The sequence below is a fragment of the Enterococcus hailinensis genome, from assembly GCF_045862035.1.
Classification (GTDB): domain Bacteria; phylum Bacillota; class Bacilli; order Lactobacillales; family Enterococcaceae; genus Enterococcus_A; species Enterococcus_A hailinensis.
This window is the reverse complement of the sequence record NZ_BAAFRV010000001.1, coordinates 102,261-123,619: the sequence shown is the minus strand read 5'-3', so window position 1 is coordinate 123,619 and position 21,359 is coordinate 102,261. Positions and strand designations below refer to the sequence as shown.

General features: G+C 38.4%; 22 protein-coding genes. 9 read left to right on the top strand and 13 right to left on the bottom strand.

What is annotated here, in order from left to right:
* Positions 1–70: 70 nt before the first annotated feature.
* Positions 71–1,444 carry an AcpB/EbpR/MafR family transcriptional regulator gene (locus ACKTSC_RS00540; protein WP_407856545.1) on the bottom strand — a complete coding sequence of 458 codons (1,374 nt, stop codon included), beginning with the start codon at positions 1,442–1,444 and terminating at the stop codon, positions 71–73.
* Between the two features lie 107 nt (positions 1,445–1,551).
* Here ACKTSC_RS00540 and ACKTSC_RS00535 point away from each other — a divergent pair, with 107 nt between their 5' ends.
* Both ACKTSC_RS00535 and ACKTSC_RS00530 read left to right on the top strand, forming a co-directional pair.
* Positions 1,552–2,565: an LPXTG cell wall anchor domain-containing protein gene (locus tag ACKTSC_RS00535; RefSeq protein ID WP_407856544.1), complete on the top strand. Its 1,014-nt coding sequence runs from the start codon at positions 1,552–1,554 to the stop codon at positions 2,563–2,565.
* A 70-nt stretch (positions 2,566–2,635) separates the two neighbouring features.
* Entirely contained in the window at positions 2,636–3,325 is a 690-nt protein-coding gene (locus tag ACKTSC_RS00530; protein WP_332579981.1) for a YoaK family protein, read from the top strand.
* Positions 3,326–3,355: 30 nt separating this feature from the next.
* Here ACKTSC_RS00530 and ACKTSC_RS00525 read toward each other — a convergent pair whose 3' ends face one another.
* Positions 3,356–4,171, bottom strand: coding sequence for a DUF4097 family beta strand repeat-containing protein (locus ACKTSC_RS00525; protein ID WP_407856543.1), 816 nt, complete (start codon positions 4,169–4,171; stop codon positions 3,356–3,358).
* 80 nt (positions 4,172–4,251) lie between these two features.
* The gene (locus tag ACKTSC_RS00520; RefSeq protein ID WP_407856542.1) at positions 4,252–5,202 is read right to left on the bottom strand and encodes an aromatic acid exporter family protein; all 951 of its coding nucleotides are present in this window, start codon (positions 5,200–5,202) and stop codon (positions 4,252–4,254) included.
* A 146-nt stretch (positions 5,203–5,348) separates the two neighbouring features.
* Between ACKTSC_RS00520 and ACKTSC_RS00515 the strand changes: the two genes are divergently transcribed.
* From ACKTSC_RS00515 to ACKTSC_RS00495, 5 genes are all read left to right on the top strand, one after another.
* The gene (locus tag ACKTSC_RS00515; RefSeq protein ID WP_332579978.1) at positions 5,349–5,810 is read left to right on the top strand and encodes a DUF441 domain-containing protein; all 462 of its coding nucleotides are present in this window, start codon (positions 5,349–5,351) and stop codon (positions 5,808–5,810) included.
* 173 nt (positions 5,811–5,983) lie between these two features.
* A complete protein-coding gene (locus tag ACKTSC_RS00510) occupies positions 5,984–7,726 on the top strand; it encodes an ABC1 kinase family protein (protein ID WP_332579977.1) in 1,743 nt (580 codons plus the stop codon).
* A gap of 244 nt (positions 7,727–7,970) precedes the next feature.
* Complete coding sequence (gene amaP / locus ACKTSC_RS00505; protein WP_332653841.1) at positions 7,971–8,549, top strand: alkaline shock response membrane anchor protein AmaP; 579 nt, start codon at positions 7,971–7,973, stop codon at positions 8,547–8,549.
* A gap of 11 nt (positions 8,550–8,560) precedes the next feature.
* A complete protein-coding gene (locus ACKTSC_RS00500; RefSeq protein ID WP_071856667.1) occupies positions 8,561–8,749 on the top strand; it encodes a DUF2273 domain-containing protein in 189 nt (62 codons plus the stop codon).
* Positions 8,750–8,842: 93 nt separating this feature from the next.
* Positions 8,843–9,385 carry an Asp23/Gls24 family envelope stress response protein gene (locus tag ACKTSC_RS00495; protein ID WP_332579975.1) on the top strand — a complete coding sequence of 181 codons (543 nt, stop codon included), beginning with the start codon at positions 8,843–8,845 and terminating at the stop codon, positions 9,383–9,385.
* Between the two features lie 93 nt (positions 9,386–9,478).
* On the opposite strand, the gene ACKTSC_RS00490 is transcribed toward ACKTSC_RS00495, so the two are convergent.
* The 3 genes from ACKTSC_RS00490 to ACKTSC_RS00480 form a co-directional block, all read right to left on the bottom strand.
* Entirely contained in the window at positions 9,479–10,483 is a 1,005-nt protein-coding gene (locus ACKTSC_RS00490) for a nucleoid-associated protein (RefSeq protein WP_332579974.1), read from the bottom strand.
* 65 nt (positions 10,484–10,548) lie between these two features.
* A complete protein-coding gene (locus ACKTSC_RS00485; protein ID WP_332579973.1) occupies positions 10,549–11,223 on the bottom strand; it encodes an ABC transporter ATP-binding protein in 675 nt (224 codons plus the stop codon).
* A gap of 1 nt (position 11,224) precedes the next feature.
* Positions 11,225–12,295, bottom strand: a complete 1,071-nt coding sequence (locus ACKTSC_RS00480) for an ABC transporter permease (RefSeq protein ID WP_407856541.1) — start codon at positions 12,293–12,295, stop codon at positions 11,225–11,227.
* Positions 12,296–12,397: 102 nt separating this feature from the next.
* On the opposite strand from ACKTSC_RS00480, the gene ACKTSC_RS00475 reads away from it, so the two are divergent.
* Complete coding sequence (locus ACKTSC_RS00475; RefSeq protein WP_332579971.1) at positions 12,398–12,988, top strand: TetR/AcrR family transcriptional regulator; 591 nt, start codon at positions 12,398–12,400, stop codon at positions 12,986–12,988.
* Between the two features lie 38 nt (positions 12,989–13,026).
* Here ACKTSC_RS00475 and thrS read toward each other — a convergent pair whose 3' ends face one another.
* The 3 genes from thrS to ACKTSC_RS00460 form a co-directional block, all read right to left on the bottom strand.
* Positions 13,027–14,931: a threonine--tRNA ligase gene (gene thrS, locus ACKTSC_RS00470; protein WP_407856540.1), complete on the bottom strand. Its 1,905-nt coding sequence runs from the start codon at positions 14,929–14,931 to the stop codon at positions 13,027–13,029.
* A gap of 516 nt (positions 14,932–15,447) precedes the next feature.
* A complete protein-coding gene (locus ACKTSC_RS00465) occupies positions 15,448–16,791 on the bottom strand; it encodes a PFL family protein (RefSeq protein WP_407856539.1) in 1,344 nt (447 codons plus the stop codon).
* An 11-nt stretch (positions 16,792–16,802) separates the two neighbouring features.
* Positions 16,803–17,072: an ACT domain-containing protein gene (locus ACKTSC_RS00460; RefSeq protein WP_332579968.1), complete on the bottom strand. Its 270-nt coding sequence runs from the start codon at positions 17,070–17,072 to the stop codon at positions 16,803–16,805.
* A 220-nt stretch (positions 17,073–17,292) separates the two neighbouring features.
* Between ACKTSC_RS00460 and ACKTSC_RS00455 the strand changes: the two genes are divergently transcribed.
* A complete protein-coding gene (locus ACKTSC_RS00455; protein ID WP_407854929.1) occupies positions 17,293–18,024 on the top strand; it encodes an NADPH-dependent oxidoreductase in 732 nt (243 codons plus the stop codon).
* A gap of 57 nt (positions 18,025–18,081) precedes the next feature.
* On the opposite strand, the gene ACKTSC_RS00450 is transcribed toward ACKTSC_RS00455, so the two are convergent.
* The 4 genes from ACKTSC_RS00450 to ACKTSC_RS00435 all read right to left on the bottom strand — a co-directional run bounded on the left by ACKTSC_RS00450 (position 18,082) and on the right by ACKTSC_RS00435 (position 21,353).
* Complete coding sequence (locus ACKTSC_RS00450; protein ID WP_407856538.1) at positions 18,082–19,020, bottom strand: NADP-dependent oxidoreductase; 939 nt, start codon at positions 19,018–19,020, stop codon at positions 18,082–18,084.
* 62 nt (positions 19,021–19,082) lie between these two features.
* On the bottom strand, positions 19,083–19,454 hold the full coding sequence (locus ACKTSC_RS00445; RefSeq protein ID WP_407854931.1) for a DUF1722 domain-containing protein: 372 nt from the start codon (positions 19,452–19,454) through the stop codon (positions 19,083–19,085).
* Positions 19,455–19,558: 104 nt separating this feature from the next.
* Positions 19,559–20,239: a fructose-6-phosphate aldolase gene (locus ACKTSC_RS00440; protein WP_407854932.1), complete on the bottom strand. Its 681-nt coding sequence runs from the start codon at positions 20,237–20,239 to the stop codon at positions 19,559–19,561.
* 157 nt (positions 20,240–20,396) lie between these two features.
* The gene (locus ACKTSC_RS00435) at positions 20,397–21,353 is read right to left on the bottom strand and encodes a sugar-binding transcriptional regulator (RefSeq protein ID WP_332579958.1); all 957 of its coding nucleotides are present in this window, start codon (positions 21,351–21,353) and stop codon (positions 20,397–20,399) included.
* Between the last annotated feature and the right edge of the window lie 6 nt (positions 21,354–21,359).

Below are 21,359 nucleotides of genomic sequence, written 5' to 3'. Positions count from 1 at the left end.
AATCATTTGCTTTTGCTTTTTTAAAAAAGGAAAGTCTTAAAGTTTTCTTATGAAAACCTCATCTATCATATCAAGTCGTTCTTTTTGCCAATGCTTGACGGATCAAGCGAATATCCCGTGTATTGATCGTCGAACGAATTTGTAAAGCTTTCGCATGTTGTGTTGGCATATTGGACAAAATCAAATCGGCCGCTACTTCATCCTCCACAAATTCCAATTGATAGTGATTGCTTAGGGCCGCGATCAATAGGTCTTTTTGCAATTGTTCAAAGACCGGACCCAAATCCGAAAGTACATACAAACGAGCCTTTGGTCGATAGGTCAAATAAGGGATCAGTAGATTCGCCAGCAACAATGAAAAAAGTTCTGTCATTTTAGGATTAGTACTAGTTGTGTTAGTTAAAAATTCTGACATAAAATCAGCAAAGGTTTCCATGTAACAAGGAACGATTTTTTTTAATCGTTGGTCATCCACAATTGGAAATAAACTTGTCAAAGTATGAACCTCCTTCAAGTAGCGATTAAATAAAAACAAGCGCCTCAATTGGCCTCTGACAGCTGTTTGATCGTCAATAGTTACGGAAAAATGTTTTTCAAATACGTCAAACCAGCTATCGCTTTGACTGCTGACCCAGGTTTCTGTTTGAGCAGAAATCTCCATAAAATCGATTTTTTCACTCAAATCAAAAAATAATGGGAAAATACTTAAAAAGAACAGCAATGTTCCCCAATCATTTCGATTCCAATGATCGAATAGCGAAGGTGCTTCAAAATTCAGCGGTACAGCAATCGTCTCTGTTGCTTGGACTGCATTGCGCTTTTCAAAAATAAATAATAATACGCCTAACTGACTGCGTTGGGTTTGAGAAAATTCGTAAGAGAATAAATCTGCTAACTGTTCGATGGGGTAACTTATCTGTTCATCGATTTCCCACGGTAATTCTTTGACCCCACGATAGATCGACCACAAATATTGAAAGAACAAGTAGCGGATTTGGTGCTCAGGGCCTTTTAAATGGATGATCGTGCCTTTTGATAAAGATAAGCGTAAAGGCTCAAGTTCTTTCGTTAATTTTGCAATCGTTCGTCGTAAAGTTGATGGACTGATAAATTGCTGCTCACAAAATTCTTGGGTATCTACTTTTCCAGACACCAACAACTCCTCCAACAAACGCACCAAAGTACTTTGACGAACAATGTCTCGCAACAGACGATGCAACGGAAAGTCCGATTCACGAACGAGACGAACACCGTAGTTTCGGTGCTTCTCCAAACTAACCGCTGAAAAGTCTTGCATTAAGGCTTGTAATTGATCCAAGTATTTTTGAATCGTGTTGACATTCAATCCTGTGATATGTGACAAATCGGACCGGCTGTACCATTTATCTTGTTGATCCAGTATTTGTAAAAGTTCTAACTGCCAATGTACCTCTTTGATTAACATCCAATTTCCTCCCTTTTCAATTATTAGTTTATCCAGACTGAAAAATTGAAATCCCTCTTAGTTATAACAAGTTATAATACTCTTCAGCAACTTTTAGGGGGAGAAAAATGAGAAAATTTATCTATTGTTTGTTGATTGCTTTACTATTTTTTCCAATATCTGTGATTGCGGCTACAACAAATGCTAAAAAGAGTTCAATTGAAATCAGCTACATCAACGTCACTTTAAACGGTGCAAATATTAATTCCGGTTTCGTATCAGTGGAACCGGGGCAGCAATTACAATTACGGGTTCTATTCAATTATTATGGCGGTCAAATTACTGATTACAATGCCACTCGTCTACGGTTAGATGATGGACAAGCAAATGGAAAAATCCAAGCACTAGCCAATCATTTTGAAAAAATCACCGATAATCAAGCTGGGGAAGATGTGACGATCACGATCGCACCTACCGTCAAGAGCGGTGCTACTATCCCGGTCAAATTTATTATTGATGGGCCTGATGTCAGTAGCGAAGAAGGCGAAACCATCACATTTGTTATAAAAAATGCAACTAGTGGTACGACCGATTCTAGCTCATCTAGTGAATATTCGTCTAGCGAAAGTTCAACCGATTCTAGTTCATCTAGTGAATCTTCGTCTAGCGAAAGTTCAACCGATTCTAGCTCATCTAGTGAATCTTCATCTACTGAGAGTTCAAATGATTCTAGTTCATCTAGTGAATCTTCATCTACTGAAAGTTCAACCGATTCTAGTTCATCTAACGAATCTTCTTCTAGCGAAAGTTCAACCGTTTCTAGTTCATCTAGTGAATCTTCATCTAGCGAAAGTTCAAATGATTCTAGTTCAATAGAAGCTTCCGATTCTATGGATTCAAACCAGAAGGATTTCTCGAAGACCGATCACTCAGCCAGTAATAATGATTTAAACGAAAAAAAGCAGTTGTATGCTAAAAATAAATTGGTACCCAAAACCAAAAACAACAGTACCTCAGGCGTTCAAAAAAAAGCAACATTGAAATTTTTACCTAAAACGGGTATGAAAACTTCAGGTTATGCGTGGGTTGGTCTTGGTTTGACTAATTTGGTTGTAGCACTTTATTTATTCCGGAAAAAATAGACATGCAAGTTGTCTAGCCATTTTCTGAAAAAATATGTTACTATATTCAACGAAAAGAGTTGAATGATAGATGAACAATAGTTTTCACGAGAATCGTTCAGTAGGTCTGCTACTGACTTTTATTGGGGGAATGATGGACAGTTATACTTATATCCGATACGAAGCTTTTGCTTCTGCGCAGACAGGAAATTTGATTTTGGCCATCATCCAAGCATATGAAAGACAATGGAATATGGTCGGAAAAAAATTGCTTTCCACCCTCTTTTTCTTTGTCGGTATTCTTTTAGCCAAGTTTATGATCGATTATTTTAGAAAAAAGGAACTTCATTTCTGGCGCTTATTTTTACTTTATTTTGAAGCGGTGGTCTTTTTCGTAATCAGTTTGCACTTCTTAGATCCCTATCCAGCAATTGTTACGATCATGATTGCTTTTACTGCCTCGATCCAATGGGTGTCCTTCGATAAAATCAATGGCTTGGCCTACACGAATTTATTTACTACTGGAAATTTGAAAGGTGTCGCAACGAATCTTTATGATTATTTAAGTACGAAAGATCAAGCGGCAAAAACACGGTTTGTCCACTTTTTACTAGTGGTACTAGCTTTTATTGCCGGTGCGATTGTTTCAGTCTTTTTCTATCGTTTAATCGGGACGAAAGCTTTGTGGATCATCTCAGGATTATTCTTATTGATGGCTTTATCTGAAACTTTCTTAGTGTGGCAATTTCAACGAAACGTTTTTCGACTTGAAAAAAAATAACTCTTCAGCGACTTGCGCTGAAGAGTTTTTTTATGGCTGAATAGCAACATCGATGGCGCCGTTACTCGTCCGAATCGTTAATTCTTTCGAACCTGCTGCCTTTTTCACTAGATTATTTTTGGCATTGCTTGTTTTAGCATCGATCGAGAAATCATTTTGATTTCCGATCACTTTTCCGGTGACTTTTGCATTACTCGTTTCAAGTACTAATGATTCCTTCGGCTGAAGACGATCTAAATAAATGGCGCCGTTGGTCGTCTCGAATTCTCCGGTCTTAAAGTTTAGGTTTTTTAAAGTAATTTTACTGTTACTCGTTTCAAATGACCCTTCATTAAAAGTCAGATCAGTTAATTCTAAGTGACCATTGCTTGTTTGCGCTTCGATTTCATCAGCCTTCGTATCTGCTACAGCCACTTTACTATTGCTTGTTTCTATTTCTAATGTAGCTAATGCTATTTTTTCCACTGAGACTTGGGCATTGGATGTCTCGACCTGCAGATCTTTCAATTGTTCTTGCGGCACTTCGATCGTTACTTGCGCTTGATCCTTGCCAAAGCTGAAGAAACTTGGACTCCACCAATTGCTGCGGTTACGTACAAATTTTAATTCCTGACCTTTTTGCTGGATTTTATATTTTGTATTACGTGTTTTCGCATACTGAATTCGAGTCTGTTTCTCAGCAGTTCCGACCACTTTAATCGGGGTATTCCGATCATCGACAATCAATGTATCAATTTTATTTTTAGTCGTGTATTCTTTTTGCATGACTTGATTATGAAAAAATAGACTGCTGATACTGACTAAAGCAGCTCCAACCAAAATAACCCCTACGATGATTTTTTTCATCTTTTGCTCCTTCTTTGATTCATTTTCTTTATCATAAAAGATTACACAAACGTTTTCATAGGGCTTCCGCCTGATTCTGCTTATTTATCTCGATAGAATCCTGCTTTTATCTCAATAAATTCTTGAAATAACTGAAATACTTGAAACAGCATCGCTCGATTCTCAAACGCTTGTCGATTTTCTGGTAGCTCTTTTTCCTGATAGCGCTGATCCAACTCAGTGATTTTTTCCAAAATTTCTGAACCATCATTCTCCTCCGCTAACGTTTCGGCTGTAAATTCTAAAAGTTCCTGCAATTCTATGACATCTTCTGGCTCGGCTGTTAGACGATTCAAAATCTGCAACATCGCTGTTAAAATTTTTAGCTGTAAACGTCGCATCGCAAAATATTCAAAATAATACCCGTTGCTGGAGAAGAAATGATTCTCTTCAAATTCTTGCGCTCGTTTTTGTGCTGCTTTAACAAAAGTCAAAAGTGCCAAACATTCTTGACGTAAATCTTCTTCTTTTTTCGACTGATTCAAATGCAGCGCCATATCCTGCAACATTTTTTTCATCGACACTTCGACGATCATTTGGTCAGCTTGTAATTTTTTCTCGGTATTCGGCATATAAAGATTGGCTAATAAGGCACAACCGACTCCGATCGACATCAAGAGATACTCATTGATGATCAAGTGAACTGATATTTCTTGAGCCACCAAATAATGAGTGATCAACACGGAGCTAACGGCAATTCCTTCATCTAGCTTTAGCGCTAGTGAGGCCGGGATAAATAAAAATAAGTACAAACCAAAGACCAAAGGATGGTAACCGAAGAGTAAAAAACAACTACCCGCGATGACTGTTGCCAGCGTCAATGAAAAAAAACGATTGATCGCCGTTTTGACTGTTGAGCGTTTCGTATTGGTCACGGTCAGGATCGTAATGATCGCCGCTGAAGCTGCTGATTCTAACCCCAAGCTATTTGCCAAAAATAAAGCAATCGGTGCAGCAATCGCTGTTTTGACTGTTCGTAACCCAAATTTCATGTGATCCCTCCTTCACTAAAAGCTTACACTATTTGCTGAAAAAAGTCGCAACTTACCATGATATCTTGTATAGTAAATAAGTTGAAGAAAAACGTATGTACGAAGCTAACAAGAACTCATTTTATAACCTGTAGGGAGTGGATATAGTGGAGAGCTGGATTTTTTTAGGTGTGATTCTTTTGATTGCCTTTATCGCAAAGAACCAAAGCTTATTGATTGCAACGATCGCCGTATTATTTTTGAAATTACTGCCCCATTCAGATAAGATTCTGACTACCTTAAATCAACGTGGGATCAATTGGGGTGTGACCTTGATTTCGGCAACGATCTTAGTGCCGATCGCGACGGGTGATATCGTCTTGAAAGATTTATTAGACACTTTGAAATCACCGCTTGGCTGGGTCGCAACCATCTGTGGTGTCTTAGTCGCTGTTTTATCTTCTAAAGGGGTCGGTTTAATCAATCAATCGCCAGAAGTCACGGTCGCTTTGGTTTTTGGAACGATCATGGGTGTTGTCTTTTTAAAAGGAATCGCTGCCGGACCAGTGATTGCTGCCGGGATGACATACTGCATCATGCAAGTCATCCAAACTGTAATGAACCGTTAATTTTAAACACACAACTCTTTATTTTCCGAAAGAGTTGTGTGTTTATTTGTTTCTCATAAAATTCTCTTGTAAGATAGAAAGAAACGACCGATTCAACAAATATAAAAATCCCTTTACAAAATATTGAAAAATGGCACAAGATCTTATTTTTATAAGAACTAGGAGGTGCAATGATGACTGAACAAACCAAGACCGCTCGTTTACGGCAAATCGTCAAAATTCTAAATCACTACAGTGTCGTCAAAAATATTACTCAACAAAAAAATCCCGCTGAGGTTCGTCAAGCTTTTGAAGAACTTGGTCCTACTTTTATCAAAGTCGGACAAATGATGTCTGTTCGGACTGACATCTTTACAGTGGATTTCACCCGCGAGTTACGTAAGTTACAGGATCAAGTTAAGACAGATGATTTTACTACAGTCAAAAAAGCGGTCGAGCAAGAACTGGATCACTCATTGACTGAGCTTTTTTCCCAATTTGATGAACAGCCATTTGCTTCGGCTTCGATCGCTCAAGTTCATCATGCCAAATTAAAGAGTGGTGAAGAAGTGGTCGTCAAAGTCCAACATCCAGGAATTGATACCGAGATCGAATTAGATCTGGCGTTGTTTGAAAAAGCTCTTCCTCTCGTCAACTGGGTGCCACAAAGCAATGTGATCAATTTAAAAAGTTTAGTTAGAGAAATTCGTAATTCCTTACAAAATGAATTGGACTTTCGTAAAGAGCTCGCTTTTGCTGAAGAGTTTTATCGCCTAAATAATGACTGGAAAGAAATTCGTGTTCCTAAAATGGAACCAGCTTATTCCACAAAAAAAATTATCGTGATGGAATTGATGGCTGGTAGAAGTCTAGAAACATTGATTCAAATCCAGACAGAACCGATTTTACAACCTGGAATGTCTAATAATGAATTAAAGAAAGTAATCAGCGGCTTATTAGTAGAGCATTTTATGAAAGAAGTCTTCGATGATGGCTTCTTCCATGCCGATCCGCATCCTGGCAATATCTTACTTCAACTATTGGACGAGTCTGAAAACCATGCTGATCAACCCCTTAAATCAAAAAAATTAGAACGAAAACTGGGCAAACAGACGTATCACTTTTCGTATGCTTACCATCAAAAGCTTCGGCCTTTCCGTTTGAATTTCATTGATTTCGGAATGATGGGAACGATCCAGCCTGAGATGCAGATGAAGATGGGCAACACGATCCTCGCTCTTTACAGTAAAGACAATCAACGGATCACCAATGCTGTTCGCTCGATTTGTAAACCTACCGGAAGCTTCGACGAAGAAAAATTCAATAATGAGCTGGATGACTTTTTAAACCGCTATTTGAATCTACCGATCAAAGAAATCGATTTACAAAAATTATTCTCACAAGTCGTAATGATTTGCCATGATAATAACCTGCAAATCGATGATTCTGTAACGATGCTGATCAAAGCTTTCGGTACATTAGAAGGTGTGATCGAGGATTTGAATCCTGATCTTTCATTGTTTGAAGTCGTCGCACCTTTTGCCCAAAAATTTTTTATCAAACAATTGCACCTGAAAGATGAATTACAAGAAACAGGGCTAGATTATTTATCCAGCTTAAAAGCGTTGCCTAAAATTCCTAGTCGTACGCTGACTGTTTTAGATACTTTTGCCAAAGGTAAAGGTAAATTAAATCTTGAATTCAAAAATCAAAAAGCCCTTTTAGAACGCGTGGAGGCAATGGTCAACCGATTAGTAATCGGCCTGATTTTATCTGCTTTAGTGATTGGCTCTTCTCTATTGGTTCAGACTTCCCCTAACGGTCATACATTCATTTCTAATCTTGGCATCTTTGGTTATTCGATCGCTGCACTCTCGATCCTTTTCTTGATCTCAGAAAGTTTTTACCGCCGTTATCGAAAATGGAAAGACCGTTAAAACGAAAAATTCCTAGCTGCGCCCAAAGTAAATCATCCTTTGGGTGTGGCTTTTTTATCGCCTAATTCGAATGTGATTCTTTTATTTTTCAACCAAATAAAAAAAACGGTTTTCTTTGATCGGTTTTTTTGAATGATATTTGTTTTTTTGAAGATAATAGAGCATTTTTTTTTACAAAAACGATTGAAAATTATACTATTTTAATATAGACAAAGAAAAAAATATTTATGTGAGGAGGTACTTTATGAATAAGGCGATTAAAACCATCCTGATTATCTGTTCGTTGGTTTTACTTTCCATTTTTCTATCGGTAGCAGCAATTTATTACTTTATTGTTCCTAATAATCCATTAGATCTCAGCTCGCTTCAGCGTTTTGTTTTGACCAATGATTACGCACAGAACTATTTATTCTGGGTTGGCGCTGTACTAGCTATTTTGATGGTGATTGTGATTTTAGTCATTATTTTTTATCCGAAGAGAGTAACAACATTTACGCTTAATGAAAATCGTGGAAAACTGACTTTGGATAAACGCGCGATCGAAGGCTATGTCCGTTCAAGCATCAAAGAAGAAAATTTTATGGATAACCCGAAAGTGAAAGTAACTGCCACAAAAAACAAAATCGATGTCGATGTCCGCGGACGTTTGAAAAAGACTTCTGATTTAGTCGGTCGAACAGATCGATGGACAAAAAATGTCGAATCTGATCTACGTAATTTGATCGGAACAAGTGAAAAAATCTCGATCAAAGTTAAATTCAAAGATCTTGAACCAAAACCAACCACAAATACACGCACGCCGGCTGAGCCGCGAGTAGAATAGGAGGAACAGTGATGCAAGACTTCTTTACACGAGAAAAGCTCCCTGTGATCTTCGGTATTCTCGGTTTTATCTTAGCTGTGCTATTCTTTACGATCGGCTTCTTTAAAACGATTTTACTGATTGTGATCACGGCCATTGGGATAGGTGTTGGCATCTACCTAAAAAACAATCATATTTTAGATGACTATTTGAAAAAATAGTCACCACTTACATTCGGAAAACTTTTTTCTTAAAGGAAAACTTTTTTCTTAAAGGAAAAGTTAAAGCTTTATAAAGTCTAGGAGGAAGAAATTATGGATAATACAACAATCAAATCAACAGAAAACACAGATGTAAAAGATGTTAAGGGCGAATTGACTTACGAAGACAAAGTTATTCAAAAAATTATCGGAATTGCATTAGAAAATGTTCACGGTTTATTGACTGTCGATGGTGGTTTCTTCTCTAACGTAAAAGACAAATTAGTAAACAGTGATGACGTTACTTCTGGTATCAATACTGAAGTCGGCAAAAAACAAGTAGCTGTTGACATGGACGTTGTTGTCGAATACGGCAGAGACATCCAAGACATCTATAACCAAATGAAAAAATTGATCGCTGAACAAGTCAACAAAATGACACACTTAGACGTGATTGAAGTCAATGTGAACGTATCAGATATCAAAACGCGCGAAGAATATGAAGCTGACAGCGAAACTGTTCAAGATAAAGTAACAAGTGCTGCGCAAACAACTGGACAATTTGCTTCAAAACAAACAAATCGTGCTAAAAATGCGATCAGCAATCAATCAGACAAAATCAGCGACAACTTAGAATCAGAACCACGTGTTGAATAAAAATTTTTGGACTACCTGCTTTTGTAGGTAGTCTTTTTCTAACAAAAAAACCTCTTACGTACCCGTACGCGAGAGGTTTTTTCAGCTTGATTTCTAAAGGCGATTGATTACTTCGTCAACATTTTTGATGGTCACAGAGATCGTTCCATCAGGATTATTAACGAACTCGATCAGTTCGGGATTGCGATAAACTTCTAATGGAACGATCAACTCGATGCCATTCGATAATTTCAATTTCTGTTTGCCGTATTTCTTTTCTGTTACTTCACGGACTTCTCTCAGTAAAGGTGCTTGGTCGACATAGCCTTTCTCGATCACTTCTTCTTGAAAAGCCATTTGGGCCGTAATATTATCTTTAAAGACTTTTTGTGCCACGACTTTGGCATCGATCTGGCCACTTTCTTCGACAACATCATAAACTGCTTCCTTCACATCAGCGATCACATCATGTTTTTGATTCTCAAATTTAGCACCGATTTTTTCGGCGACCTTTTTGATCACCCGAACATTTTCTTCTAATGAAGGTGCCGGTTGACTTTCAATCACTTGCGTTGAAAAATACAATCGTTTATCGCCCGAGAATGGGTACTTCTTCTCGATCAATTCATAGCGTAGATTCCCCAAGTTGACCACGATTCCTTCATCGGCTTTTTGTGATTTGTTTGATAACAATGCCCGATGGATGATCAGCTCATTTTTTAAACCACTTTCATCGGAATCGACGATATGTGTATACCCCTCATGATAATTGACTTTCAAAAAGGCTAAATACAGTTGAGTATCTTCTTCATACAATGCAACGAATGCATCCGCACTAGGTGCCTCTTCACTTTCTTTATAAGCTTGATACCAGCGATCAACGATTTTTTCACTCGCAGCTAAAAAATCATGCTCTGCTTGTTGACTCAAAAAGGCAAACGTAGAATCTTCAGTCAACGTCCCCGTCTTTGTTTGAGCAGAAGACAATTTTTGGATTTTCTTCGTCAAGTATTCTCGAATATATTCTTTAGTTAAATCTAATTCACTTTGACTGTAGATGGGATCACCTGATTCACGATCTACGATATGCAGTGCTGCTTTTTTTAAATAAATATCCATGTGTTCCCTGCTTTCTAAAAAATTCGATCTTGTTTATCATACACAGGAAACACCAGATTTAGCAACTATTCTTTCATTATCAATTTTCCATCATTCATTTGATAGATTTTATCGCTCCATTGAGTCATTCGTTCATCGTGAGTCACCATGACGATCGCCTTGTTGCGTTCATGAGCTTCTTTAGCTAATAATTTTACTACGTCATAAGCATGATCTGAATCAAGGCTGGCTGTCGGTTCATCGGCTAAAATCAATTTAGGATCATTGAACAAAGAACGTGCGATCGCTACACGCTGACGCTCCCCTCCTGATAATGCTTTAGGATATTGTTCTCTTAGTTCCCAAATATCCAATGATCTTAATAGCTCTTCGATTTTTTCAGGATTTTTTTGCTTCTCGATTTTTTCTACAAATTGGAATTGTTCCTGTACTTTCAAGAAGGGAATCAAATTAGAGGCTTGAAGGATAAAGCCGATTTCTTTAAAACGGGCTTTGGAGCGTTCTTTTTCATTCATTTGACCAAAGTCAGAACCATTGATCGTGATGTTTCCTTCGGTTGGTGTCTGCAACCCACCAGCGATCGTCAAGAAAGTACTTTTTCCAGAACCCGAAGGACCGATCACACTGACAAATTCACCTTCAGTAACTTTAAAATCAACATCTTTCAAGGCCGTAACTTCTGTATGACCTTGGCCAAATTTTTTGATTATTTTTTCCATTTTTAATACATCATTTGTCATATTATTCCCCTCCGATCGCAGTGACAGGGTCGACTTTTGTGACTGTTCGCATAGAGAACAATCCACCGACCATCGCGACAAGAACTAAAATCACTGCATATAATGCCCATTCAGCCCAGTGAACTGCAAAAGGCATAGCACTCGGCAATACCAAACTAGTCACTACGCTTAAGCCAATCGCTACAGCAACACCGATGATCCCTACTAAAAAGGCTTGTGCTAAAATCGAGCGAACTAAATAGCTAGTAGCAACACCTTGTGCTTTCATCACTCCAAAAATCGCTGTCTTTTGAAGTGTGATCACATACATAAAGATTCCGATGATTGCTGCAACAACTACGAATAAGAAATAAATCATTGTGTTCAGTGTTAATTTTTCTGGTTTATAGCCAGGAATATTTTCAATAAAAGTATTAGGTGTCATTTTTTCTAATTTTGTTTGACCCGTTTTATTTGTGATACTGGTTTTGCCTGTCGTTGCAATCACATTGATAGGATCACTTTCAGTAGGTTGTGCTCCATATTTCAATGTTTTGAAAGCTGGAGAACTAAGATAGATGACTGGTGCAATCGAATAAGTAGTCGCTTTTGTGATACCTACGATTTTAAAAGATTGATCGTTGACTTTGAAGGTTTGATTCAATTTATACCCTTCTGCTAATAAGTTCTCCGAAACGATTGCTTCATGATCATTTTTGTATAATTTTCCTTTAATGACTTTTGGTACAACAAAGGCTTGATTGTCCGTTCCAAAAATTGAAACATTAGTTTTTTCACTTCCGCCTTTTTCCTCGATCGCAGTTGAATAAATTCCTATACCTGCTTTTTCTTTTGCTGATACTTGTTCTAAGTCATCAAGATGCAGCTGTGAGGCATTAGCAATTTTATTACTGTCTTCCGATAAAATAATATTAGTTGCTTGCCAATCATCGACTGCTTGTCGATTTCCGTCCGCCAATCCATTGGCTAAACCAGAAAGCATAAATACAACATAAGCTACTAAGAGCATAATTCCAGCAATCAACCCATATCTTAATTTCGCATAACGAATTTCTTTCCATGCTAAAAACATTTAAATCACCCTTTCTGGAATCATCATACATTAACGGTGACACTTTGTCACCGTTTTTGTTTTTATGTTATACTGAAAATATGAAAAATACGAGGTGAGCTCATGCCAAAGAAAACTTTTTTAAATTTACCTGCCTCCCGCCAAGCTGAAATTCGTGACATTTTATTAACTATTTTTTTTGAAAAACCTGTTAGCCAAGTGAAAGTCAGTGAAATTGTTGAAGCGCTGCAAATGTCTCGTGGAATCTTTTATAAATATTTCGAAGATTTGAACGATGCATATGATTATTTAATTCATTACTATGCTGGACAGATCCATGGTGAAATTATTCAGCACATGTTGGAAAAAGAAAATGATTTTTTCCAAGGAATCGAAAATTTCTTAGTTCTTTACGTTGACCTTGATCATGCTTCTGTGCGTTACCGTCAGTTAGCCTTATTGACTCAAAATACTTATTTGTTTTCTTACCGCCCCGAGTCCACTCGCGGATTGGATACTTGGCACGATATGTTGGAGAAAAATCAGTTTGATATTGCTACACGTGAAGAACAGATCAGTTTTTTATATTTTTCTATGAAGCTCGTGATCGATTCTTTGACTGATATGATCGCCAATCACTGGGATAAAGAAACTTTACTTCAAGATTTTCGGTTCAAAAAGCGCTGGTTGACCACCGGCATAAAAAAAAGCTGAAGCATGGGCTTCAGCTTTTTTGTTTATTCCATTCAAACTTAATAGTGTGCACTTTTTTCTTGGGCCTGTTGATTGACCAGTTGGATAAAGTCCGCTTTATCCATTTCGATCACGGCATCACTGCCATGTTTGCGGACTGAAAATTTACCTTCTGCTAATTCTTTGTCCCCAATCACTAATATATAAGGAACTTTTTTCAATTCTGCGTCGCGAATCTTTTTCCCTAATTTTTCATTTCTTGTATCTTTATCTGTCCGAATCCCCGCTTCGTTGAACTCACGGAATAATTTTTCAACGCCAGCTTCATGTGCTTGGGCAACATTGATCAACGATACTTGTTTTGGCGCTAACCAAACTGGAAAAGCACCTGCATAATGTTCGATCAAAATTCCTAAGAAACGATCCAATGAACCAAAAACTGCTCGATGAATCATTACCGGACGAGCTGGTTGATTGTTTTCGTCAATATAACTCAAATCGAATTTACCTGGCATTTGGAAATCCAGTTGAACAGTTGCACATTGATGGCTCCGATTCAAGGCATCTTTGATATGGATATCGATCTTAGGTCCATAGAATGCTCCGTCACCTTCGTTGATATTGTATTTATAGCCTAAATCTGTCAATACCTTACCTAAAGAAGCTTCCGCCTCATCCCACAATTCAATTTCTCCCATAAAATCATCGGGACGTGTCGATAATTCCACCGAGTATTCAAAACCAAAAATCTTATAGACTTCATCAATGATTTTTAAGGCTAAAGCAATTTCTTGTTCGATTTGATCGCGGCGAACAAAGATATGAGCATCATCTTGACAGAATGTCCGAACCCGTAGCAGACCGTTTAGTGCTCCGCTGAATTCATGTCGGTGAACTTGACCAAATTCAGCCATTCGGATCGGCAAATCTCGGTATGAACGTTTGCGATCTTTAAAAATCAGACAATGCCCGGGACAGTTCATTGGTTTCAATGCATAGTCTTCATCACCGACTTTTGTGAAATACATATTGTCTTTATAGTGATCCCAATGACCCGATTGTTCCCATAATCGTTGATTCATGATTAAAGGTGTTTGAACTTCTTTGTATTCATATTTCGCTTGTAGTTCACGTAAGAATTTTTGGAGTTCATTGCGAATGATCAATCCATTTTCTAAATAGAACGGCATTCCTGGTGCTTCTTCAGAGAACATGAATAAATCGAGTTCTTTACCTAATTTTTGATGGCTGCGTTTTTCAGATTCCGCTAAAAATTCTAAGTAAGCATCTAACTCTGGTTTTTCAGCGAACACGGCACCATTGATTCGTTGCAGCATTTCATTCTTAGCATCCCCTTGCCAATAAGCACCCGATACTTTAGATAAAGCAAAGTAGTTGGCTTTTGATAATTCTAAAGCTGCGGGTTCTAAAAAGAACTCACTGACCTCTCCTAATGAATAAACAAAAACTAGTTGCTGCGGATCCAATTGTGATAAAGCCGCTAATTTCAACTCGTTATCTTTAAAGATTTCTTTTGCTTCAGCAACTGAAATGTGTAAACTTTCGATGTGAATCCCTTTTTTGATTCGTTTACGCATATGGTGTTCCAAATCCTTCAATACTAACGCACTCAGCGGTTGGTCTACCCGCATATCTAACCAGATTTTTTTATCTTCTCGTTGTGGATGTGCAAACAATACTTCAGGATATAATTCTTTGACTGCTTCTTCTAATAGCAAACTGACTAATTGATTGATCGCTGTTTGGCCTTCTTTTGAGGCTTGATCATAAAAAACGATTTCAACATTGTGGTCGATCGGAGTTGCTAAGTCAACAAGTTCGCCATCGATGCTACCAACGATTGCTTGTTTCATAAATTGTTTTTTTATTTCAAACAAGGTAGTGTCCTTAACCACCTCTTGTTTACTTCCATCTGGTAAAACGATTTCGATTTCTTTTGACATACAACTCAACTCCATCCTGTATTTTCTCTTATTCTCGTCCTTGAAAGTATCTGCTTATTCAGTGTAACAAATACTAAAAAGGCATTTCAACTGACAGCCTATCCGGCAACCAGTAAAAATAAAAAAACGTCCCTATTAAAAAATAGGGACGTGAATAAACGTGTTACCACCCAAGTTCCCAAAAAGTTTGCACCTTTTGGCTCTCGTGATACATAACGTGCATCAAACGGACTGGCTTTTTCAGTCGCTCAAAGGGAGTAATTTTATTTTGCTCAACCAGAAGCTTTCAGCCGATGACTTCTTTCTCTTGCGGCGAGGTCCAAATAAAATCTTGTCCTTCTCGTAGTTTTTTCTATGTGACTAAAGCATAGACCTCGAATTTTTCTTTGTCAATCACTTTCTTCAAAATTACTCATTTGATTTCAGTGTATCGATTAGATTGAGGGGCTTTAATCGAAAATAAATACTCTACACCACGCTCAACTATGAATGAAGAATTGCACGAAAAAGTGATGGTTAATTTTTAAATGAATGGATGGGTGCAGGTATACGTCCACCACGGGCAATAAAATCAGCCGACCCCGCCGCGTTAACCTTCATTACAGGTGCTCTTCCCAACAATCCGCCGAATTCAACCATTTCCCCGACTTTACGATCTTTAGCCGGAATGATCCGAACCGCCGTTGTTTTATGATTGATCACTCCGATAGCCGCTTCATCAGCAATCATTGCTGCGATACTACTCGCTGGCGTCGCTCCTGGAATAGCGATCATATCTAAACCGACGGAACAGATTGCCGTCATCGCTTCTAATTTTTCTAACGTTAAATGTCCGTTGTTAACCGCATCGATCATTCCCGCATCTTCAGAGACTGGAATAAAAGCTCCTGATAATCCGCCGACATGGTTGCACGCCATCACGCCACCTTTTTTGACGGCATCATTCAATAAGGCTAACGCCGCAGTCGTCCCATGTGTTCCCACACTTTCCAGGCCCATTTCTTCTAACACATGGGCCACCGAATCACCGACTGCCGGTGTTGGTGCTAGTGACAGATCTACAATTCCAAATGGAACACCCAATCTTTCAGAAGCAATCCGGCCAACTAACTGCCCCATTCGAGTAATTTTAAAAGCTGTTTGTTTTACAACTTCTGAGACCACATCGAAAGATTCTCCTTTTACTTTTTCCAAAGCTCGTTTGACCACACCCGGACCGCTGACACCGACATTGATCACACAATCTGCTTCACCGACGCCATGGAACGCTCCAGCCATAAATGGATTGTCTTCGACCGCATTTGCAAAGACAACTAGCTTCGCACAACCTAAATCAGATGCTTCGGCCGTCGCTTTGACGGTTTCCCCCATATGACTGACAGCATCCATATTGATTCCGGCACGGGTCGAGCCGATGTTGACCGAGGCACAGACAAAATCCGTTTGTGCTAATGCTTGAGGAATCGAATCAATCAAAATTTTATCCCCATGTTGATACCCTTTTTCTACTAAAGCTGAAAAACCACCTAAAAAATTGACACCGACAGCTTTAGCAGCACGATCAAGTGTTTTCGCAAATTTTACATAATCTGTATCTGGCGTAGCAGCTGCGATAATTCCGATAGGTGTTACAGAGATACGCTTGTTAATGATTGGAATCCCATACTCTGCTTCGATCGCCTCACCCACTGCCACTAAGTCTTTTGCTTTCGTGGTGATTTTTTGATAGATTTTTTCACAGGCATTATCACTATTGCTGTCGATACAATCGAGTAATGAGATACCCATCGTGATCGTCCGAATATCAAGATTCTCTTCTTCGATCATTCGGATCGTTTCTAATATTTGATTGGTTTCCACAAGAACCCTCCTTATAATTTATGCATCGTATCAAAAATTTCTTGATTCTGAATCGTGATCGTTACTCCTAACTGTTCGCCTAAGGTCGACAATTGTTGGCGAGCCGCTTCAAAATCCTTCGTGGAATTTGTTAAATCAACTAACATCATCATTGTAAAATAGTCATCCATGATCGTTTGTGAGACATCTAAGATATTGATCGCTTGTTCAGCTAATTTTTGACTGACCCCAGCAATGATCCCTACTTTATCTTTTCCTACCACTGTTACTATGCCGCGCATCTGCAAAACTCCTTTCGGATAATTGGTTCAAATTATAACATATTGATTATAAAATAATTAGTTTAAAGTGAATTTATTATGTGCTTTTTATTTTATTGTTCGGGTTTTGTTTCTCTGTACAAGTTACTTTACTTATCGATCTGAATTCCCTATCATAATCAAGATGATATTTTCAAATCAATTTCTGAAAAATGAAATTTATTCTATGGAGGCTTTTTAAATGGAACTTTTTGACACAATGATTCACCACTCATCCGTCCGTGAGTTTACAGATCAAGCAATTACACCGACGGTAGAAGAACAATTGCTTTTAGCCGCTCAAAGCGCCAGCAGCTCTAATTTCTTACAAGCTTTTTCTTTAGTTAAGATCGTTGATCCAGAAAAAAGAAAAAAAATTGAAACGATTGCTCGTTTCCCAATCGATAACGGCACAAATGGAAATCTGTATCTTTTTGTTGCAGATCTAAATAAACATGCGCAAGTCTTGGCACAAGACCAACAATCAGATCAACATCTACGTTCAATGGAATCATTGGTCGTTTCGATCGTAGACACAGCGATCGCCGCTCAATCGATGGCTGTCTATGCGGAATCGATTGATTTAGGGATTTGTTATGTTGGCGGAATTCGCAATGATCTATTTGCCGTCAAGGAATTACTTGATTTACCTGAATTGACTTATCCGCTTTTTGGTCTGTTTGTCGGCCATCCAGCTAAAAAGAATGAAGTCAAACCACGGTTGCCGCTAGATTCTATTTTAAAAACCGATACCTATCATAGCTTGACTCCTGAAATGATCAGCCGCTACGATCAACAAACCGCGGACTATTACCAAAGTCGAAATAGTAATACACAAAAAGCAACCTGGTCACAAAAAGTTCAACAACATTTTGCTGAACCACGCCGACAAAATACAGCGGACTTCTTGAAAAAACAAGGTTTTTTGATTTAACGCAAAAAAGAAGCCGCGTTAAAAGTAGTGTCTACTTTTAGCGCGGCTTCTTTTACTTTATTCATTTACTAAAACAATTTTTCCTTTAGCATGGTGTGTCGCACTTAATTCATGGGCTTCTTTTACACCCTCAGCCGTCAATGGATAAGTATGTCCGACCACACTTTTCACTTTTCCAGCTTCCATCAAGTCAGCGATTTCCTGCAATTGTTTGCCATCCGGTTGTAACCAAATACTTTTGGCGACAGCTACCTTTTTGGCTAGCGCTTCATCGGGGTCTCCAACGATTGAAATCAAGCGCCCATCTGATTTCAAGACTTTGAAACTATCGGCTTGGGTATCGCCGCCCATTGTATCAAAGACAAGATCGATATCAGTCAATACTTCTGAAAAATCAGTCGTATGATAATCGATCACTTGATCTGCGCCTAATTCTTTCAATAAAGCATGATTTTTTTCACTAGCAGTCGTAATGACTGTTGCGCCTGCATTTTTAGCTAATTGGATCGCATAGATACCGACACCGCCAGCACCGGCATGGATCAATACTTTTTCACCGGCTTTCAATTGACCGTGAGTGAATAGTGCTTGGTAAGCAGTCAATCCAGCTAATGGTACAGCTGCAGCATCTTCAAATGAAACATTTTCAGGTTTTACTGCTAACAAGTGATCATCCACAATCGTATAATCTGCGTACGTTCCAAAACGAGTCGTTTCAGGACGAGCAAAAACTTTTTGTCCAACTTTCCAATCAGTGACCGCTGAACCGATTTCAACGATTTCACCGGCAACGTCCCATCCTAAAATAATCGGAAAATCCCAAGGCATCATTTGTGCTAAGTATCCTTCACGTAACTTCCAATCAATTGGATTCACTGAAGTTGCTGCCACTTTGACGACGACTTGATGTTCACCTAACTGTGGTAAAGTAACAGTACTTTCTTTTAATTGGTCTGCATGACCATATTCTTCAATAATAACTGCACGTGTTTCCATTCGTACATCCCTCCATACTCTTCTATTATAGAATTACTTACAAAAAATCAGAAGAGATATGCTTAGTCAAAAAAATGGGAGTCTAACAAATAAGTGATTTGATACTTTTCCGCTAATTGTTTTAAATAAGGCAGTGCCTCATCTTGCTTAGCGGTCATTGCTTGAGACAAACGAAAAAAGGTAGCCCGCTCTTGAGCCGTCGCTATTTTTTTGAAATAGCCCCATACGTGTTCATAGGCATTTCTTCGCGCCTTTAGATTAAATGATAATTTTTTGACGTTTGAAATTTGTTGCTTGAATTGAACTTCTTTTTCTTGTGACCATTGATTTCCAGAAAAAAGCTGACGTAACTCCAAGTAAGCGGACTGAGAGCGGGCCATCACATAATACTTCCACTTGGCCCATTCTTTTTGCGCTGTTTTTAGTTCACACATTGCGATCACCTCAGAAAAAGCATAGCATGTTTTTAACGTTCCTGATATTGATGCGCTTCGCAAAGCAAAAAACAGGCAGTCTATGACTCCCTGCTTTTCTTGCATTATAAATCACTGATCGTGATACCCGATCCAAAAATACCTTCCCAATCATTGGTAAAATCAGTGACTGCCTGACCGATTGATGGCATCAGCAAGGCTTGTTGAATAATATCGACGCCCATCGTTGCAGCCTGACTGCCGTTTTCTAAAGCAGAGTTGACTTGACCAGCATTTTTAAAACTAGCAGCTAAGATTTTCGTTGAACTTTGTGTCCGTTCAATTTCTTGAGCCATTTCAAAAATTGCTTCTCGCGGATCGATATTTAGATTTTCCATCCGATTAAAATATGGAGCAATATAATCAGCACCAGCAGCAATCGCTAAGTAGGCTTGAAATTTTGTATAGATCGCCGTGGCTGTGATATTTACTCCGCGACTTTTTAATTCTTTGATGGCTTTTAAGCCAGGTTCATTGACGGGGATTTTGATAAAGACCTTTTTATCGATCTTCGCTAAAATCGTTTCTGCATCCTGGATAATCCCTTCATAATCCGTCGCTACTACTTGGACATGTAACGAACGATCTTCCCCAATAATTTGGCGAATTTTTTTCATATGGTCAAAAAATTCGATTTTGCCTTCTTTTTTAACGATCGAAGGGTTCGAAGTTACTCCAGCAATCGGTAATAAATCAACATATTTTTTTATCTCAGCCAAATTTGCTGTATCTAACATGAATTCCATTTGAAAAACTCCCTTGTGTTTTATTTGATTTAAGCATAGCATCTGATGAAAGATTTTTGTTTTATTGATCGAATAAAAAAACGAAAAGCTTGATACCAAGCCTTTCGTCAATTTATCCTGTTAAATTTCGCACAAATGTGCATTTAATATTAAAGAGCTACTTTCGTTTCATTAAACGGAGGATTTCTTCGGCCGTTTCTTGATCGGTAATCAAGGTTTTTAAATACCCTTTTTCAAGTAGCGGAGCGATTGATTTCGCTTTTGTGATTCCTCTTGCTACACCGATTGTTTGTGGGACTTTGACTAATTGATCCAATGAAAGTCCAATCGTTCGCTGATTCAGCGACCCATTCAAACGTTTGCCGTAACGATCGTAAAAACGGCAGCAACAGTCTCCGACGGCTTCTCTCAATTTAAGTTCTTCATAATCTATCGGAGACAATAAATCCCGCCACTGACTTTTTTGATAGCTCAGTGGTCCACCTACACCGACGACGACTAAATCAAGTCGATCCCAATAATTTCTCAACTCTTGAAAATATTTAGAGTTGAAGATTCCTTCGGCCAACGCTTTATTTTCCTGAATGACCGTCGCATTGACAAAGAGACTTTGACCATTTAATTTTCTTGCCAATTCATAGACCAATGTGTTGACATGGTACTGTGAATTGATATGGCTCGGCCCGCCGACGACCGGAACAACGGTGATATCTGAAACTTGTTTGGCCTCGATTTGATTGATCGCATTACCGACACTTGCTCCCCATGATAATCCGACCACCATCTCATCCGTTAATTGGCGCCGAATATAAGTACCAGCTGCTTGAGCGAGCTGATATTCTTTTTGCTCTTCGGTCATAGCTTTATCCGTTGCTACTAATTCGACTGCTTGAAGACCAAAAGTTTCTTTTAATTGCTCTTCCAGTTCAAATAAATGGGCATCAAAAAAATTGATTTTTACTTCAACGATTCCTTCTGCTTTGGCTTGGCTCAGCATTCGACTAACGGTCGTTCGATAAATCAAGAGTTCCTTTGCAATTTGAGCTTGCGTCAGTTCTTGTTCATAGTACATATAGGCAACTTTTGCCAATAATTTTCTTTTATCTGCTTTCATGTCTTC